General features: G+C 43.3%; 16 protein-coding genes. All 16 read right to left on the bottom strand.

All coding sequences use genetic code 11. From position 1 onward, the window contains the following. Position 1: 1 nt before the first annotated feature. A complete protein-coding gene (argB, locus tag ACKWCA_RS08365) occupies positions 2 to 781 on the bottom strand; it encodes an acetylglutamate kinase (RefSeq protein ID WP_413977723.1) in 780 nt (259 codons plus the stop codon). Between the two features lies 1 nt (position 782). Then, entirely contained in the window at positions 783 to 1,532 is a 750-nt protein-coding gene (locus tag ACKWCA_RS08370) for an SDR family NAD(P)-dependent oxidoreductase (RefSeq protein WP_413977724.1), read from the bottom strand. Position 1,533: 1 nt separating this feature from the next. Then, complete coding sequence (locus ACKWCA_RS08375) at positions 1,534 to 2,472, bottom strand: Rossmann-fold NAD(P)-binding domain-containing protein (RefSeq protein ID WP_413977725.1); 939 nt, start codon at positions 2,470 to 2,472, stop codon at positions 1,534 to 1,536. Further along, on the bottom strand, positions 2,469 to 3,233 hold the full coding sequence (gene proB / locus ACKWCA_RS08380) for a glutamate 5-kinase (protein ID WP_413977726.1): 765 nt from the start codon (positions 3,231 to 3,233) through the stop codon (positions 2,469 to 2,471). Before proB ends, ACKWCA_RS08375 begins: the two co-directional genes overlap by 4 nt. Before the next feature lie 2 nt (positions 3,234 to 3,235). Continuing rightward, positions 3,236 to 4,432, bottom strand: coding sequence for a glutamate-5-semialdehyde dehydrogenase (locus tag ACKWCA_RS08385; protein ID WP_413977727.1), 1,197 nt, complete (start codon positions 4,430 to 4,432; stop codon positions 3,236 to 3,238). Further along, a complete protein-coding gene (locus ACKWCA_RS08390) occupies positions 4,429 to 5,556 on the bottom strand; it encodes an aspartate aminotransferase family protein (RefSeq protein ID WP_413977728.1) in 1,128 nt (375 codons plus the stop codon). The genes ACKWCA_RS08385 and ACKWCA_RS08390 overlap by 4 nt, the downstream gene beginning before the upstream one ends. Positions 5,557 to 5,600: 44 nt before the next feature. Continuing rightward, positions 5,601 to 6,401, bottom strand: coding sequence for a pyrroline-5-carboxylate reductase (gene proC / locus ACKWCA_RS08395; RefSeq protein WP_413977729.1), 801 nt, complete (start codon positions 6,399 to 6,401; stop codon positions 5,601 to 5,603). A gap of 24 nt (positions 6,402 to 6,425) precedes the next feature. Continuing rightward, entirely contained in the window at positions 6,426 to 7,400 is a 975-nt protein-coding gene (argC, locus tag ACKWCA_RS08400; RefSeq protein WP_413977730.1) for an N-acetyl-gamma-glutamyl-phosphate reductase, read from the bottom strand. A 42-nt stretch (positions 7,401 to 7,442) separates the two neighbouring features. Beyond that, a complete protein-coding gene (gene argG / locus ACKWCA_RS08405; RefSeq protein WP_413977731.1) occupies positions 7,443 to 8,627 on the bottom strand; it encodes an argininosuccinate synthase in 1,185 nt (394 codons plus the stop codon). A gap of 93 nt (positions 8,628 to 8,720) precedes the next feature. After that, complete coding sequence (locus ACKWCA_RS08410; protein WP_413977732.1) at positions 8,721 to 9,338, bottom strand: GNAT family N-acetyltransferase; 618 nt, start codon at positions 9,336 to 9,338, stop codon at positions 8,721 to 8,723. Positions 9,339 to 9,573: 235 nt separating this feature from the next. After that, positions 9,574 to 10,917 (bottom strand): mannosyltransferase, encoded by a 1,344-nt coding sequence (locus tag ACKWCA_RS08415; protein WP_413977733.1) that lies wholly within the window; start codon positions 10,915 to 10,917, stop codon positions 9,574 to 9,576. A 50-nt stretch (positions 10,918 to 10,967) separates the two neighbouring features. Further along, entirely contained in the window at positions 10,968 to 12,452 is a 1,485-nt protein-coding gene (locus ACKWCA_RS08420; RefSeq protein WP_413977734.1) for a cellulose synthase family protein, read from the bottom strand. 1 nt (position 12,453) lies between these two features. Continuing rightward, positions 12,454 to 13,164 carry a glycosyltransferase family 2 protein gene (locus ACKWCA_RS08425; RefSeq protein WP_413977735.1) on the bottom strand — a complete coding sequence of 237 codons (711 nt, stop codon included), beginning with the start codon at positions 13,162 to 13,164 and terminating at the stop codon, positions 12,454 to 12,456. Between the two features lie 2 nt (positions 13,165 to 13,166). Further along, positions 13,167 to 13,652 carry a toxin-antitoxin system YwqK family antitoxin gene (locus ACKWCA_RS08430; protein ID WP_413977736.1) on the bottom strand — a complete coding sequence of 162 codons (486 nt, stop codon included), beginning with the start codon at positions 13,650 to 13,652 and terminating at the stop codon, positions 13,167 to 13,169. A gap of 172 nt (positions 13,653 to 13,824) precedes the next feature. Further along, positions 13,825 to 15,405 (bottom strand): 4Fe-4S binding protein, encoded by a 1,581-nt coding sequence (locus ACKWCA_RS08435; protein WP_413977737.1) that lies wholly within the window; start codon positions 15,403 to 15,405, stop codon positions 13,825 to 13,827. A 12-nt stretch (positions 15,406 to 15,417) separates the two neighbouring features. Further along, positions 15,418 to 16,764: an NAD(P)/FAD-dependent oxidoreductase gene (locus ACKWCA_RS08440; protein ID WP_413977738.1), complete on the bottom strand. Its 1,347-nt coding sequence runs from the start codon at positions 16,762 to 16,764 to the stop codon at positions 15,418 to 15,420. Positions 16,765 to 16,932: the final 168 nt, after the last annotated feature.

Raw genomic sequence — 16,932 nt, forward strand, 5'->3', positions numbered from 1 at the left:
ACTATAAGGTAATCGTCGTAAAAATTTCGTCTTTTGTAGTTAACATAGAGGGATGCCCTATGCATACCTTGCCCACATTTTTCTTCAGCGCATGAAAACAATTCGTCAGTTTCGGAAGCATTCCTTCCGCTATAATGTCATCATTTAATAGCTGTTGGTATTTTTTTGAATCGATATGTGTGATGACCGAATCTTCCTTATTGATATCCATGAGCACCCCTTTTTTTTCAAAGCAATAGAACAGGGTCGTGCTGTAAATACCACTTAGACCAATGGCGAGTTCCGAGGCAATAGTGTCGGCGTTCGTATTCAATAGTTGTCCCTTGCCATCATGGGTCATGGCACAAAACACAGGGGTCAGACCACGCTCCAACAAGGTTGAGACCAATGGGCTATTTACACCGTCTACATCTCCGGCAAAACCATAGTCGATATCTTTTACAGGGCGTTTATGGGCTTGTATGGCATTGCCGTCTACACCACTTAATCCTATGGCGTCACAGCCATTAGCTTGCAATTTGGCAACAATGTTTTTGTTGGTCAAGCCGGCATACACCATCGTGATGACTTCAAGAGTCTGGGCATCGGTGATTCTTCGCCCCCCGACCAACTTCGATTCAATACCCAATTTTGTCGCCAATTGTGTAGCGAGTTTGCCCCCGCCATGGACTAAGATCTTGGGGTCTTTTAACGAAGCGAATAGCCGCAAGAACGCGACCAGTTCGGTTCGATTCTCGATGATATTACCTCCTATTTTTATAATGGATAGTTCTTGTGCCATGTTATGTGTTTAGTATTCCCCCGTCAATGTTCATTGCAGTTCCTGTTATCCATGAAGCTTCCTCGGAAGCCAGAAATAAGACCAGATTGGCAATATCCTCAGGTTGTCCAAGTCGTTTCATCAAAGTGGCCTTAGCTGCATCTTCCACCGCACTTGCCGGATTTTCAAAGGCTTTTGCCGAGTCCCATATCAAGGGCGTATCCACGGGCCCGGGGCAGATGGCATTGACTCGAACTTGGGGGGCGTATTCTACGGCCATTTGTTTCATCAAAGCTAGCGCACCGGCTTTTGAAGCACAGTAGGCCGGGTGGCTGGGGAAACTTTTGTATGCCGCAATGGAGGCATTGATAATCATATTCCCTTTAGTTTTTGCTAAATAGGGAAGGGCAGCTTTTGAAAGATAGAATAGGGAGCTCAGATTGGTGTCTAGGGTAGATTGCCAACTTTCAATGGGCAAATCGGTGACACTGCCAAGCCCTAAGGCACCTGCGTTCATTGATACAATATCAAGACTGCCGAATGTTTCAAGGGCTACATCAACTAGTTTTGTATTGTATGCTACATCTTTGACATCACCAGCAACGAAAACCGAATCGCTAAATGTATTTGACAAGGCGTCACCCCGTTTCTCATTTCTTCCGGATAAAACTAGTTTTGCCCCTTCGGCATGAAATCGTTCAGCGATCGCTTTACCCATTCCGCTAGTTGCCCCGGTTATGATACATATTTTACCTTTTAGTTTCAAACTCATCTTATTTGGTTTCCAATATTTTTTTTAAAACCAATTGTGCCGCATAGGTTCGGTTGTTGGCTTGCTCAATGACCAATGATTGTGCGCCATCTAAAACGGCATCTTCAACGACCACGTTTCTTCGTACGGGTAGGCAGTGCATGAACTTGGCGTCTCCCAGTTTTTTAGATGTCATCATCCACTCCGGGTCTTGACTCAATATTTTTCCGTATTCGGTATAGCTGCTCCAGTTCTTTACATATACAAAGTCAGCATTATGAAGGGCTTTTTTTTGGTCATATTCGATGGGAATTCCTTGCGTAATAGCCGGATTCAACTCATATCCCTTTGGATGCGTAATGACAAAGTCCGCTTCTTGTAATGCCATCATTTCCACAAAGGAATTTGCGACGGCATGTGGCAAGGCCTTCGGATGCGGTGCCCAAGAGAGAACTACCTTTGGGCGCGATTTTATTCGATGTTCCTCTAACGTAATAGCATCGGCCAGCGCCTGTAATGGGTGCCCCACGGAACTTTCCATGTTCACCACAGGAATAGACGCGTATTTCATGAAGCCGTTGAGGACTATCTCCGCTTCGTCCTTTTCTTTATCCGCGAGCGAAGCGAATGCCCGAATGGCTACGATGTCACAGAATTGTGAAACTACCTGGGCCGCCTCCTTAATATGTTCCGATTTGCCCTGGTCCATAACCACACCATCCCCGAATTCCAACTGCCAACCTTCGCTTCCAAAATTCATCACCAGTACGTCCATTCCCAGATTCAATGCTGCTTTTTGAGTGCTCAAACGCGTTCTAAGACTATTGTTGAAGAACAAGAGGCAAATTGTTTTTCCGCCACCTAGATGCTTATGGGCCGTCGGGTCTTTTTTCAGCTGTTGCGCTTCATCAACCCATGCTGGTAAGGTGTCGATATCCTGTATCGAGAGGTAGTGTTTCATGCTTTTATTTTGGTGTGTTTTGAGATGCCGTTTAAGGCGTCGGTAATGAAGTGGTCTTTTAACCCGTTGACGATCCAGGTTTCTATTGATGCTTTTTGCGCGATTGTCGCCGCTTCTACTTTCGATTGCATTCCGCCTGTACCGTGTGACGATTTCCCGGAATGTACCTCCTGTTCCAAGTCCGTGATCTGTGAAATATCCGTAATCGTCTGAAATTCCCCATTCTTGAAGGATGATTTGGTATAGATGCCGTCGGTATTGGTAGCGATCAATAGTAGATCTACCTGTAATAACGCCGCGGTCAGCGCCGCTAATTTGTCATTGTCTCCAAATTGTATTTCATCTGTGGAAACCGTATCGTTCTCATTGATAATTGGAATGAAATTATTGGCCACCAAGATATTTATGGTGTTCTTGATGTTTTCTTGGGATTCCGGTTTCTCAAAGTCGGAGTACGACAACAGGCACTGGGAAGTGAACAGCCCAAGCTCCCTGAAGTTTTCTTGAAAAATACGCATCAAGTGCGGTTGTCCGATTGCTGCTAAGGCTTGTTTTATATTGATTTCTTGACCATTATGTTCCAGTTTTACGAACTGCTTTGCCGCGGCGATTGCCCCTGAACTAACAATGATGAATTCATAGGAGTCCTTGAGTTCGGCGATCTGTCGGCCGATATCCTCGATCTTTCCCCGAGAAATCTGGTTGGTTTCCTTGGTCAACGTATTCGAGCCGATTTTCAGTAAGATTCTCTTCTTGGCCATGATTATCTGATTTGTCCGCTGCCGGTTACATACCACTTGTTGGTCACTAAATGTTGGAGGCCGATCGGGCCTCTTTGGTGTAATTTATCGGTGCTAATGGCAAGTTCGCCACCTAGGCCGAATTGGCTTCCATCCGTAAATCGCGTGGAAGCATTGTGGTATACGGCGGCACAGTCCACATTGTTCATAAAGTGTGCCGCAGTTTCTTCGTTCCCCGTAATTATAGAGGCCGAATGGCCGCCGCTAAACTTGTTTATTTTAGCTATGGCCTCATTCAATTCCGCGGTTTGTCCGATAACAATTTTATAGTCGAGAAATTCTTCATACCAAATACTTTCTTCTGAAATAGGATTGGTTCCGGCAAGACCTAACAAAGCTTCGTCCGTAAATATTTCGACATTACTCTTTTTTAATTCTTGAACCAATTGTTGTAGAAATTGATGTTTTCGATCCAGATTGGAGGCTATGAGCACCTTGTCCAAGGCATTGCACGCCGATATTTTAGCAGTTTTCGCATTGACGATAACTTCTAAGGCCATATTCAAATCGGCTTCGGCATCAACGTAGACAAAATTGTTGCCACGTCCGCTGACAATGACCGGACATTGCGCATACTGCTTTACGAAGGCAATCAATTTTTCACCACCCCGCGGAACGATTAAATCCAATTTTTGGGAAGGCCGAACTAGAAAATTCTGGGTTTCGCTTCTAGTGAATTGCAGGTAGCTGACCCAATCGGTATCACAGTGATGTGTTTGTAGGGCCTGATGCCATAGATCGACTAGAATCAAATTGCTGTGCAACGCTTCTTTTCCTCCTTTCAATAAAATGCTATTACCTGACTTGAAGGCTATTCCTGCTGCTTCGATGGTCACGTCAGGCCGCGATTCATAAATGATAAGAATGGTCCCAAAGGGTGCCGTTTTGTTGCTGATGTGTATTCCGTTTTCGTGGGTCGTAGCAAATCGTTCGATACCCAAAGGGTCAGGTTCCGAGGCCAATTGTTTTAAGGACGCGATCATACCATCGATTTTGGCCTGGTCGACTTTTAGGCGGTCTTTCATCGCGATATCGCCACCGGAATAGTTCTCTAGGTCCATTTGATTGGCCTTGATGATGTCTGTCTGCCTCTCGGCGACCAAGGTTGCCATAGTGGTCAAAACCGCGTTGCGTTGTGTACTGTTCAATTGCTTTCTCACTGTAATGCTATTTTTAAGGCATCAAAAAAGATGTCAATATCCCCTTGGGTGATATTGAGCGCTGGTAAAATCCGTAACACATATTTGTCCTTTGCCCCTCCGGTGAATAGCTGATGCTCGTAAATTAGTTTTTTCCTAAGTTCAGCGACTTCGAAATCAAATTCCAATCCGAGCATGAGTCCGCGCCCCTTTACCCGTTTTACCTGTGGAATTTCGGCCGCTTTTTGATGAAAATAATCTCCTAATTGTGCTGCATTGGCTATCAGCTGCTCTTTTTCCAAGACTTCCAGTACGGCCAGGGTTGCAACACAGGCCAAATGATTTCCGCCAAAAGTGGTTCCTAAAAGGCCATAGGAGGCCTTGATATCCTCATGAATCAAAATTCCACCAACGGGAAAGCCATTACCCATCCCTTTGGCAATGCTTATAATATCGGGCTGGATACCGTGATGTTGAAATCCGAAGAACTGACCACTTCTTCCAAAACCTGACTGTACTTCATCGGCGATCAGTACGACCTTGTGTTTTTTACATAGCGCCGCGACTTCGCGATAGAATTCCGTTGCGGGTTCATCTAATCCGCCGACGCCTTGGATAGCCTCTAAAATGACACCACATACATCGCCTTTTTCTATTTCCACTGTAAAGGAAGAACTGTCATTGAACGGCAGTATGGTTACTTTTTGCTGCTTGTTCAGGGGAGCGTTGATCTTTTCGTTGTCGGTAGCCGCTACTGCTGCGGAGGTTCTCCCATGAAATCCGTTCTTAAAGGCGATAACCCTCTTTTTTCCGGTATGGAAGGAGGCCATTTTCAGAGCGTTTTCGTTGGCTTCGGCTCCCGAATTGCAGAGAAAGAGGTTGTAGTTTTGGCAACTTGAAAGCATACCTAGTTTTTTGGCAAGCTCTTGCTGTAATGGGTTTTTCACGGCGTTGCTATAGAACCCGATTTTATCCAGTTGTTCCTTTAACCGGGCGACATAATGCGGATGTGAGTGCCCTATGGAAATAACCGCATGGCCCCCATAATAATCTAGGTATTCTTGACCCTTGTCATCAGTAACAACAATGCCCTTGGCCGAAACCGGGGTTACCTCGTAAAGGGGGTATACATCGAATAAATTCATAGTTTTTAATTCAAGTTCAATACTGGGTTGCATATTTTCGTATCCTAGAGCTGACGATCCCTTATTTTACTGATTTTCTCAAAAGAGGCAATAATCCCCTGGATCAAGGAAGAACTCAATCCTTGGTGTTCCATTTCGTTCAATCCCTGAATAGTACATCCTTTGGGTGTGGTTACCCGGTCGATTTCCGCCTCTGGATGACTGCCTGATTCTATTAATAGTCCGGCAGCACCATTACAAGTATGCATTGCCAGTTCTTGTGCTTCTTTTGCATCAAACCCCAATTGGATGGCTCCTTGGGTGGTAGCACGCATCAAACGCATCCAAAAGGCAATACCACTGGCACAGATAACTGTAGCGGCTTGCATCTGTTGTTCGGGGATTTCCATCGTATGCCCCATGCGATTGAAAATTGCCTTTGCCAAATCGATTCTGCTTTTACCCTTTTCATTGCTACACATACAAGTCATCGATTTCCCAATAGAAATTGCTGTGTTGGGCATACTTCTTACGATGTGGTGCTTCGCGCCGATAATGCCTTCTATCTTCGCAATGCTAAATCCGGTTATCGTAGAGATAATGACATGCTTTGCCTTCAGCAAATCTTTGATGTCGACAAGGATTGCCTCGAACTGACTGGGTTGAACCGCAAAAATCAGAACGTTGGAGTTTTTTACCGCCTCTCTATTGTCGGAGGTGATGATGACGTTTCCATACTGCTCAAATTGGTAGATTTCACCCGGATTTCTTTTGGTGAGGTAGATATAGTTCGACCCCTTGGAATTAAGTATTCCTTTCGCAATGGATGAACCAAGATTTCCTGCTCCTATAATGGCTATTTTCATATTTTCTATTTCTTTAATTCCTTTTTAGTAAACCCCTGCCTTCAATTTCAACCCTTCACTTTGGGCAATACCGAACATCAGGTTCATGTTCTGCACGGCCTGCCCTGACGCGCCCTTCAATAGGTTATCGATGGCAGAGGTCATTAGAAGCGTGTCATTGTGCTTGTGTAAATGTATGTGACATTGATTTGTGTTCACTACTTGTTTTAAATGGATGGGTGCCGATGTGATTTGAGTGAATTCAGCTTCGGAATAAAAATCTTGGAATAATTGAATGGCCTTATCCTCTGATTCTTCGAACCGTGTATAGACCGTTGCAAGAATGCCTCTAGTAAAATTCCCCCGGTTTGGAAGGAAAAATAATTCCCCGGTTTCGTCTTGCAAAGAGGTTATGCTTTGCTTGATTTCGGCCAAATGCTGATGTGTAAAGGGTTTATACCAGCTCACATTGTTGTTACGCCAACTGAAATGGGTAGTTCCGCTTGGACTTACACCCGCACCGGTGCTACCAGTGACGGCATTGATATGAACCTCATTTTCGAGATGACCCGCTTTGGCCAATGGAAGTAATGCCAATTGAATCGCAGTGGCAAAACATCCGGGATTTGCGATATAACTTGCCTTTTGAATGGCTTCTTTGTTCAATTCGGGCAAACCGTAGACAAATGGTTTGCCGTCTAAGATGGAGTCTTCCCGCAATCTAAAATCGTTGCTTAAGTCAATGATTTTTGTAGTCCTCGAGAACGAGTTACTCTTTAGGAATTTGGTCGAGTTTCCATGTCCAAGACATAGGAATACGACATCTACTTCTGGATTTACCTTACCGGTAAAGTCCATGTCGGTGGTGCCCAATAGATCAGGATGCGCCGATGAAATCGGTTTTCCGGCTCTTGTAGTGCTGAAGACAAAGTCTATTGTGGCGCTTGGGTGATTCAGTAGTATTCGAATCAACTCCCCTCCCGTATAACCGGAACCGCCTATGATACCTGCTTTGATCATTTTGTTCTCTTTCTTAAATCGTTTGTCTTTTAGAATGCATTCTCAAGTTGGATTAACATGGGTGTATATTTTTCCTGAATTCGAGAGAATTTTAATAAAGCCCTTTGCTTCATCGGCTGTCCAACCCTTGTTCATTTCGCCATAGCTCCCAAAAGAAGCGTTCATCAAATCGTGTTCAGAGCTGATTCCGTGCAATCGGAATTGGAATGGGTACAGACCAACAAAAACATTTCCGGAAACTGTATTTTGGGCATCCGTCAGAAAAGCCTCGATGTTTCGCATGACGGGGTCCAAATAGTTGCCCTCGTGCAATAACATACCGTAGAAATTCCCTTGCTGTTCCTTTTGATATTGCTGCCATTTTGAGAGGGTATGTTTTTCCAATAGGTGATGTGCCTTAATAATAATAAGGGCTGCTGCGGCCTCGAAACCGACTCGTCCTTTAATACCGATGATCGTATCACCAACATGAATGTCCCGGCCAATAGCATATTTACAAGCCAGTGCTTCCAACTTTTCAATATTGGCCACGGGCGTATCCTTGACGCCGTCAATAGCGACTAGTTCTCCTTTTTCAAAGGTGAGTTGCACTTCGGAAGGTTCTTTTTTTTCAAGTTGGCTGGGGTAAGCGGAATCAGGTAACGGTTTTTCTGAAGTCAAGGTCTCTTCCCCACCGACCGAGGTTCCCCAAAGTCCTTTGTTGATGGAATATTTTGCTTTTTCCCAAGAATAAGTCACCCCATTTTGTTTGAGGTATTCGATTTCCTCCTCCCGGGCTAATTTGTTATCCCTGATAGGTGTAATAATACTGATTTCAGGCGCGATAATCTGAAAGATCATATCGAATCGCACTTGGTCATTACCAGCCCCGGTACTTCCATGAGCGATATATTCGGCCCCGACCTTTTTGGCATAATTGACAATTTCAATGGCCTGTACAATGCGCTCCGCACTTACGGAAAGCGGATACGTATTGTTTTTTAAGACATTCCCGAAGATGAGGTATTTGACCACCTTATCATAAAACGTCTGTACAGCATCAATGGAGGTATAGGAAGTCGCCCCTAGCTGCAGTGCCTTTTCTTTGATCGATTTGATTTCTTCGGACGAAAATCCACCGGTATTCACGCTTACGGCATGAACTTCAAATCCTTTTTCTTGACTTAGGTATTTGGCACAGTAGCTTGTATCCAATCCGCCACTATAGGCAAGTACTAATTTCTTCATAATGGTATTTCTCTAGCTGTCTGTTCAAGTCTGAGCTATCGGCAGGTGAAGTGCTATGCGTAACGCGTCTCGACTCCGCTTGATGTGACAGGGTTATTTGTTCTTTTTCTTTAGGAATAAACTCTCCTTTATACTTTTTAATCGTTTGAATGCTTTACCGTTCACTTTCTTTTCTTTCTCTTTTGCTTTCGTGGTGGGGTCATATAACATGCCGGTACACAAACACATCTTTTGTTCGGTTCGGGTCAAAACATCAAAATTTTTGCAGGTTTGACAGCCTTTCCAAAATTCAGGGTCATCGGTAAGCTCAGAGAATGTGACCGGTTTGTAGCCTAACTCGTAGTTGATTTTCATGACGGCCAACCCGGTCGTAATACCAAAGATCTTGGCATCCGGAAATTTTTCCGTAGATAACTCAAATATCTTTTGCTTGATTTTTTTTGCCAAACCTTGCGCCCTGTAATCCGGGTGTACAATGAGGCCCGAGTTGGCAACGTACTTGTCATGCCCCCATACTTCAATGTAGCAGAAGCCGGCGAATTTATCCTTATCCAAAGCGATTACGGCATTACCGTTTTCCATTTTTTTGAGGATGTACTCCGGTGTGCGTTTGGCAATACCCGTACCGCGTACCTTTGCCGAATCGGCAATGGTATCGCAGATGATTTGAGCGAATTTAAAATGTGATTGATTGGCAACAACAATATTCATTGCTGAGGTATTTTACTGAAATTTCGAACTGTTTTTACGGTTTTTGCGGAACTGGACTCACCTAATTCCATAACATGTGTAGTACCCTTACGGGCGACGGCGACGGGGAGCGAATGGACGTACTTGGGCATTAGGGCCCACAGGAAGTAATATGTTGTGCTGTTCGTTCATTACGAAGTAAATGTACAAATTATATTGAATTAACCTAGAAGGACATGTTTTTTTTACAAAAACTTCACGTTTTGTTACGATAAGCTATTAATTCATAAATCAAAAAGGCAAATACTACACTATACTCAAGCGCAAGTAGCCAAAGGTTTTCTTTGAAATCAGCCAACGAATACGCAAAATAGCTGAGAATTATAGTGGCCGACCAGACCAGGGCGAAGCGATATGTTGTAAAGATGGTCAGGGTTACAAGAAAGACGACGTACCAAGGATGTACAGTAGCAGTAGTAAAATAGTACACTGTCAATACCCATAACATGGAGGATATTAGAATCGCCGGATTTTGATTTCTTCTCAAAAAAGTAAAGAGCAAAACAGTCACAATGGTCAGCAGCGGGGTTATTTTCCCGTAGGTCTTGATGAGTTCCCAAGGTTTGGCATCAAACTGAATGGCGATTTGTTTAATGCCATTGTAAATACCGGCATTGAATTCAAAATTGGAAAACCACAACCCGATGGTCTTTGAATAGTTAGTGATGAATTCTGTCGAATAGAAGGGAGCAAAGAGCAAAACGGAAGCAATGCCGATAATTATATAAAAGCCTATCGCTTTCTTGAATTTGAAATGTTTTAAAAATAAAGGAAGGAATAATAAGGGCACCAACTTCACTGAAATGGAGCAGGCGTAAAGCACGGCTGCCCATTGCCATTTTTGAACGGAAAGCAGGTATAACGACCAAACAAAAAAGAAGAGCATCACCCCCTCAAAGTGCAGGTTGCCGGTTAATTCCAAAATAATCAAGGGATTTAAAAAATACCAGAAAATCAGGTGTGGCGACTGATTGAGGTTCTTTAAAAGCTTGCGCCCAAAATAGAAAATACCAACATCGGCCAATATGATGATGCCTCGTAAGGCCATTGTGGTGCCCAAAACACTTTTGCCACCGAGAAGTGCGGCCAAACCAAAGAGCAGTTGATTCAATGGCGGGTAGTTGCTGAAATGTCTTGCACTCAAACTGCCCATGCCCTCATAGAGCTCTTGGGCATTCGAAATGACCAGGTCAGGTCGATCGATCAGGGTGTTTGGAATGTTCAGGTATGGATTCACAAAGTGACGTACCAGCTCACCATCCCAAATGAAACGATAAAAGTCTTGCGAGAGGTTGGGTTCTGCTATGAAAAATACCAAGCGACAAAGGATACCTACACCCAAAAGGAACTTAAAATTCCACTTTTCAAATTGGATCAATTTGTAGCACAAAAAAAATAGGGCCGCAAATAGGGAGATGAGTTTTATAAAGTCCGTTCGCTCCAAATGATAGGCGAAGGTGTAATATAAACCAAGACTTACTAGCGCCAGAAGAATGGATACCCTATGGAGATTCCAGTATGTGAGTATTCTTTTGGGCATTTTTAGTCAGTTAGTTAGGCCTGACTAAAATAGAATATTTGTGGAGAACATTAAGCTCTTGCCGTCAGCGACTTGAAGAAAACATATCCAAATCCTAAGAATAACATGAAATGAAATGGAAAGAGCCCAAAATCATTTAGCGGAATCGCGCTGTACATGCCGAATAGAAAATAACCCATTAAGCCAAACTCCAGAATCATATTTGGAGATAGTTTTTTAGCGAGGTATTTATTGCCCTTCCAGCTTTCGGTCAAACTATTGATATTGAATTTAGGGGTTCGCACAAACTCGCTACGTTTGCCCATGTGACCTTCTAAAACGGCAATCGAATTGTGCAGTGAAAATCCTAGTGCTACCGAAAAGAAAGTAAAGAACAATTTGATATAGTCCACAAAATTGTCAAAGCTGCTGCCCTGAATACTCTTATAGGTGAACCAATAGCAAATGAACAGGATGATCGTACTCAAAACGAAAAAGCTCAAGGTTGTGAATACCCAGTCCAAATGAGGAAAAATAGCCTTGATGTACATCGCGGGAATACTAAGTAAGGAAACTAAGAAAACGCACAAGAACATTGAACTGTTCAGTAAGTGCATTACCCCGTGAAATTTTGTTTTGAACGAAATATTCTTGGCGGCTAGTACGCTCCAAACGGTCTTTCTGAAATTTTCGGCCCCACCCTTGTTCCAGCGGAATTGTTGCGAGCGTGCCGCACTGATCACCACGGGAAGTTCGGCTGGCGTCTCAACATCTTCCAGGTACTTGAATTTCCAGTTCTTTAATTGTGCTCGGTAGCTCAAGTCCAAATCTTCGGTCAAGGTATCGCCCTCCCAGTTTCCAGCATCGAGAATGCACTCTTTTCGCCAGATACCGGCAGTTCCGTTAAAATTGATGAAGTGACCTTTTGAGTTTCTTCCCACTTGCTCCAGTGTGAAATGGGCATCCAAAGCAAAAGCCTGTATTTTGGTCAACGTGGAATAATCTCTGTTGATATGGCCCCATCGCGTCTGTACGACACCGATTTCAGGATCCTTGAAATAAATTACGGTCTTTTTCAACCAATCACCGTCAGGAAGGAAGTCTGCATCAAAAATGGCCACAAATTCACCCTTAGCGATTTCTAAACCATCTTTAAGCGCACCGGCCTTGAAACCTTGTCGATTTTCTCGGCGTATATGCGTAATGTCCAAACCGGTATTCCTGAGCGCTTCTACATGTTTGGCCGTATCGATAACCGTGTCATCCGTAGAATCGTCCAAGACCTGTATCTCCAACTTGCTTTTAGGATATTCTATTTTGGCGATATTTTCAAGCAAGCGATCCATCACATATTCCTCATTATATACCGGAAGCTGAATGGTCACATGCGGAATTTCCTTGGGATCGAGAAGATTGAATTTAGGGGCGGTTTCGTTTTGCCTTTTGTTGCCCAAATAATTTACCAATAAGTTCAATTGGGCTAGGCTGTAAAAGAATATGAGTAATAGTGCGAAACTATATACGGCAAGTATGATGTAAGTTATGATAAGTCCCATATTATTTCATGCTATACTTAAAAATCCAACCTAAAATTTTTATGCCTGCAAATATACTACCTTTTACGGTACCTGATACTTTTGAAACGCCAATTCTTTTCTTGTAACGTACTGGTACTTCGATGTATGACAACTTTTTCTTTAAAGCCTTCAATTGCATTTCCACGGTCCAACCATAGGTTTTATCCTCCATACGCAATTCAAGCAGTTTGTCATACTTTATAGCTCTAAACGGACCAAGGTCGGTAAATGTTGCCCTAAAAAAGAGCTTCATTAAAAAGGTAGCCAGCCAATTACCGAAAATCTGCTGCGGGGTCATACTGCCTTCTTCCCTTAGTCGCTTCACACGAGCACCGATTACAAAATCGAGGTCGTTCTTTATAATAGGACTTACGATTTTGGTGAGCTCTTCCGGATAATCCGAATAGTCTCCGTCAATAAATACGACAATATCAGGGGTTTTGGATTGTTGGGCTATGTAATCCATACCCTTTAAGCACGCATATCCATATCCTTTTCGTTCTTCTGTCAAAACCGTAGCACCCGCTTTTTCAGCGTTGATGACCGTGTCATCGGAAGAATTATTGTTTACCACGATAACCTCCGAAACTGTTTTGGGAATCTCGCTAATAACCGCCGTAATGGAGTCGGCTTCATTAAAAGCGGGAATAATTACCTTGATGTCAAAATCGGTTTCGGATGTTTTGGTCATTCTTATTTGAGATCGGAAAGTTTGTTTTCGCGCTTAAAACTACTGAAACTCGTCCACTTTTTTATTTTCTTTCCGTTCTGATATTTTTCGGCAGAGGTCAATTTCTCGTTTTCATATTGCAGGCAATAGCCATTTTTTCTTCCGTTACTCAGCTGACACTTGTGATTTACGGTACCCTGGGAATCAAAAAATAACCACCAGTCGGACATTTTGCCCTTTGAATAGTGTCCTTCCTGTTTCGGCTTTCCGTTTTCTTTATAAAAGTACCAATAAGCATGGCGTAGCCCTTTTCTATAATGTCCTTTTTCCGAAAGGTTCCCATTCCGATGATAGAACTTCCAATACCCTTCTTTTAGGCCATTTTTTAGCCAACCCTCTGCTTTGATCTTGCCATGCGGGTAATATTCTTTCTGGTACGAACGACTATCCTCGGAAGGATTTCCAGTATAAAGAAGAAAAATGACTAGGAAAGCTATTTTGGTAAACACCGTGACTGTTTAAGATTTTTGTCGAATGTCTTTTGGTAAACTAACATTAAAATCGGGTAAACTGAATTTATACTTTCAGTTCGATCCTGCCAGTAGACAGGCTGGAAGTGACAATGTGATTTTTCTTTTGTTCGTGTTGCCCATCGGATTTTTTCGATCCCGATCGGTTCTTCTATTTTTTATTCACCAACTCCATTAAATCCACATCATTGCCCAATAACACTTGCGTAGGGTTAATGCGTCCTGCTTCGGGCCCGTTTTCGAGTTTCAGCACCCCCCTTGGGCATACTGCTGAACAAACCCCACAGCCCACGCAGCTTGAACGAACTATATTTTCGCCTTTTTGCGCGTAAGCCCTAACATCGATGCCCTGTTCGCAATAGGTAGAACAATTACCGCAGGAGATACACTGCCCCCCATTGGTAGTAATTCTAAACCTTGATTTGAAACGCTGTACAAAACCCAGATAGGCAGCAAGTGGACACCCAAAGCGACACCAAACGCGATTGCCAAAAATGGGATAGAAACCGGTGCCGATGACTCCAGCGAAGACGGATCCTATGGCCAAGCTATAGGTATTTTGAATAGATTGCGTTTTGATACCCCAAACCGTGCCGGTTTCGGCAAAGAAACTGTACAGGGTCATACCTGTCATCACAACAGCAAAAACCAAAACACCATGAATCAGCCAACGTTCCACTTTCCAGGAAAACAACGATTTACTTGAATGTTGTCGATAAGGATCCCCTAGGGTTTCTGCAAGTCCACCACAGCCACAAACCCAAGAGCAGTACCATCTCTTTCCGAAAAAGTAGACCATGACGGGCACCACAATTAAGGTCAGGGCGACACCCCACACCAAAATAAACAGTCCGATTCCGCCACTATTCAACAGTGATTTCAAATTCCACTGGAAAAAGAAGTCATAATCGAGCGGGAAGGCATTCTTGAAATCATAGTAGGGCATCTGCAAGCGCACCATAATTTCAGGAATCAAAAATGCGAATACGATTTGAAAGAACAAGACCGAAGTCGTACGTACCATTTGATACATGTTGTGCCGGTATTTGATGTACATGCGGACGGCCATAACGCTCATCACCACACAATACATAAAACCATATACGAACCAATGTCCTGCGGGATTCCCACTCAACCCCTCACTGATGGGGTCGACTAGATAGGTCCAATTCACGGCATATTCTGATTTAAAATACAGAATGAGGTAGAAGCCGACCAAGAAAATGAACACCAACCACGCAATCCAACCCTGGTTGGTAGAACTTTCATGGTAGATGCCGTCATTTTTTATTCCTTTCTTTCCTAAGAGCACTACATTGGGAATAATGAAGAGCAATGCACCTATGATTCCCAGGCCAAACGTAAGTAGCCACATAAGCCCTTTATTTTCAGCAATAAAGCCAGAACTGGATTTTTTCCCTATGGCTGCCGCCATATCACTAGAACTGGTATAGATTTTCTTTTTGTACTCCTTATTTTTTACGTGTGCTGCATTGGCATTATCCAATGCGTTACCTACTAGCGGGGATAAGGATTGCATTCCTTGAAACTCTTGGCCTACCACATTTTTTTGAAGGTCTTCAATAAAGAGCTCGCTTTTGATCCGTTTTTCCGAGATAAGTTCATCAAAGGCGGCCTGATTGATTTGGTAGGTGCCAAGTAAGGGTAACGCGGTGAAAATCGCGAGGCCGATCAAGAAGATGACAAGCCCTATATTTTTGATTGTTTTCATTCTTCTAGATAATTAAGTAGTACTAAAAATTCGTTTCCAACTTTTTTTCTTCGGGCTTATGCTCGTCCCAAAATCCGAATTGAATTTCGCGGCGATTTTGGCCTCATACTGGGCATAGAATTCCGGATCGAAATTCGCATCCTTTAAAAACTCGATGACGTAATTGACATCTCGTTTTTCGGTCAGCCAACGATCGAAAATTTCGTGTCGCATGCGAATGCCAAAAGTATTGATGCCTAAGAATTGTTTGTCGTTCTTATCAAAGGCAATAGTGATACATATCTTCTCCTTGGCATCCCTCCAATGAAAATGTTGTTCATTTTCCTGCATCCCTCGTTCGCTGAATACCCAGCCGTAGGTTTGATATTCTAAATCCAAGAACTTGGCCGAATTGAACCAGTGCCCTGGTTTATAAGCCGTTCTATTTTCGCAAATGGTCTGGGCTACCGTCTCGCCCATCATACGGCCTGTATACCATACCGCTTCAATGGGTCTTCTTTGCCCAATACCTTCATGTTGCTCGGCGCAATCGCCAATAGCGTAGATATCCTTGATATTCGTTTCTAGGTGACGGTTCACCTTTACACCTCTTCCCAGTTCGATTCCCGAATCTTTCAAGAATTCGATATTTGGCGATACGCCTGCCGTAAGCCCGACCACCGAACATTCAATGGTATCTCCTTTGTCTGTGGTCACCGCTTTTGCCCGACCGTTTTCGTCTGCCAATATTTCTACCAAATTAGTGCCTAATCGTAAGTCGATATGATGCTCTAAGATGTGCTCGTTGATCATAGCGGACTCGCCAGCTGGTAAAACTCCGTTCCAAAAACTGGTTTCCCGCACTAGAAAGGTGACCGGTATTTTTCGACTTCGGAGCATTTCGGCCATTTCGATACCGATGAGTCCACCTCCAACGATGACCGCTCGCTTGCAGGTCTCTTTGTTCGGGGCATTTGCTTCAAGTTCATCGAGGTCTTGTTTGGAGTAGAGTCCTTGAACCCCAGGAAGATCTTGACCTGGCCATCCAAATTTATTGGGTTTTGAACCCGTAGCGATTATCAGTTTGTCATAGGTAATGTCGCCGCCATTTTCTAGTATCAGTTTTTTGTTCTGATGGTCTACCGTGTTCACATAGCCTTTGACCAGATCGATTCGATTCTTCTTCCAAAACCAATTCTCATAAGGCTGCGTGTGTTCGAACTTCATATGTCCCATATATACGTACATCAGTGCGGTACGGGAGAAGAAATAGTCGGTTTCCGCAGAGACGACAGTGATTTTTTTATCGGAATTTTTTCGAATATGTCGCGCGGCGGTTATGCCGGCAATTCCGTTACCTATAATAACAATATGTTCCATATGATTTTGTTGGTAAATGAAAATTAGGTCGTCGTGCAATGTAAGAACTTAATTGCTTTGCTTAATTTAGAAACAATTTAAATACAAACCTATTTTGTAAGGTTCCGATGGGATATTCGTACATGTAACGCCTTGATTTTTAAAATCTTAAAAAAACTATAAAAGTTA

It is taken from the genome of Maribacter corallii (genome assembly GCF_047345415.1).
GTDB lineage: Bacteria > Bacteroidota > Bacteroidia > Flavobacteriales > Flavobacteriaceae > Maribacter_C.

Bases quoted from the DNA above. Each gene is read 5' to 3' on its own strand.
- argB (WP_413977723.1), bottom strand. From the start codon at position 781: ATGGCACAAGAACTATCCATTATAAAAATAGGAGGTAATATCATCGAG.
- ACKWCA_RS08370 (WP_413977724.1), bottom strand. From the start codon at position 1,532: ATGAGTTTGAAACTAAAAGGTAAAATATGTATCATAACCGGGGCAACT.
- ACKWCA_RS08375 (WP_413977725.1), bottom strand. From the start codon at position 2,472: ATGAAACACTACCTCTCGATACAGGATATCGACACCTTACCAGCATGG.
- proB (WP_413977726.1), bottom strand. From the start codon at position 3,233: ATGGCCAAGAAGAGAATCTTACTGAAAATCGGCTCGAATACGTTGACC.
- ACKWCA_RS08390 (WP_413977728.1), bottom strand. From the start codon at position 5,556: ATGAATTTATTCGATGTATACCCCCTTTACGAGGTAACCCCGGTTTCG.
- proC (WP_413977729.1), bottom strand. From the start codon at position 6,401: ATGAAAATAGCCATTATAGGAGCAGGAAATCTTGGTTCATCCATTGCG.
- argC (WP_413977730.1), bottom strand. From the start codon at position 7,400: ATGATCAAAGCAGGTATCATAGGCGGTTCCGGTTATACGGGAGGGGAG.
- argG (WP_413977731.1), bottom strand. From the start codon at position 8,627: ATGAAGAAATTAGTACTTGCCTATAGTGGCGGATTGGATACAAGCTAC.
- ACKWCA_RS08410 (WP_413977732.1), bottom strand. From the start codon at position 9,338: ATGAATATTGTTGTTGCCAATCAATCACATTTTAAATTCGCTCAAATC.
- ACKWCA_RS08415 (WP_413977733.1), bottom strand. From the start codon at position 10,917: ATGCCCAAAAGAATACTCACATACTGGAATCTCCATAGGGTATCCATT.
- ACKWCA_RS08420 (WP_413977734.1), bottom strand. From the start codon at position 12,452: ATGGGACTTATCATAACTTACATCATACTTGCCGTATATAGTTTCGCA.
- ACKWCA_RS08425 (WP_413977735.1), bottom strand. From the start codon at position 13,164: ATGACCAAAACATCCGAAACCGATTTTGACATCAAGGTAATTATTCCC.
- ACKWCA_RS08435 (WP_413977737.1), bottom strand. From the start codon at position 15,405: ATGAAAACAATCAAAAATATAGGGCTTGTCATCTTCTTGATCGGCCTC.
- ACKWCA_RS08440 (WP_413977738.1), bottom strand. From the start codon at position 16,764: ATGGAACATATTGTTATTATAGGTAACGGAATTGCCGGCATAACCGCC.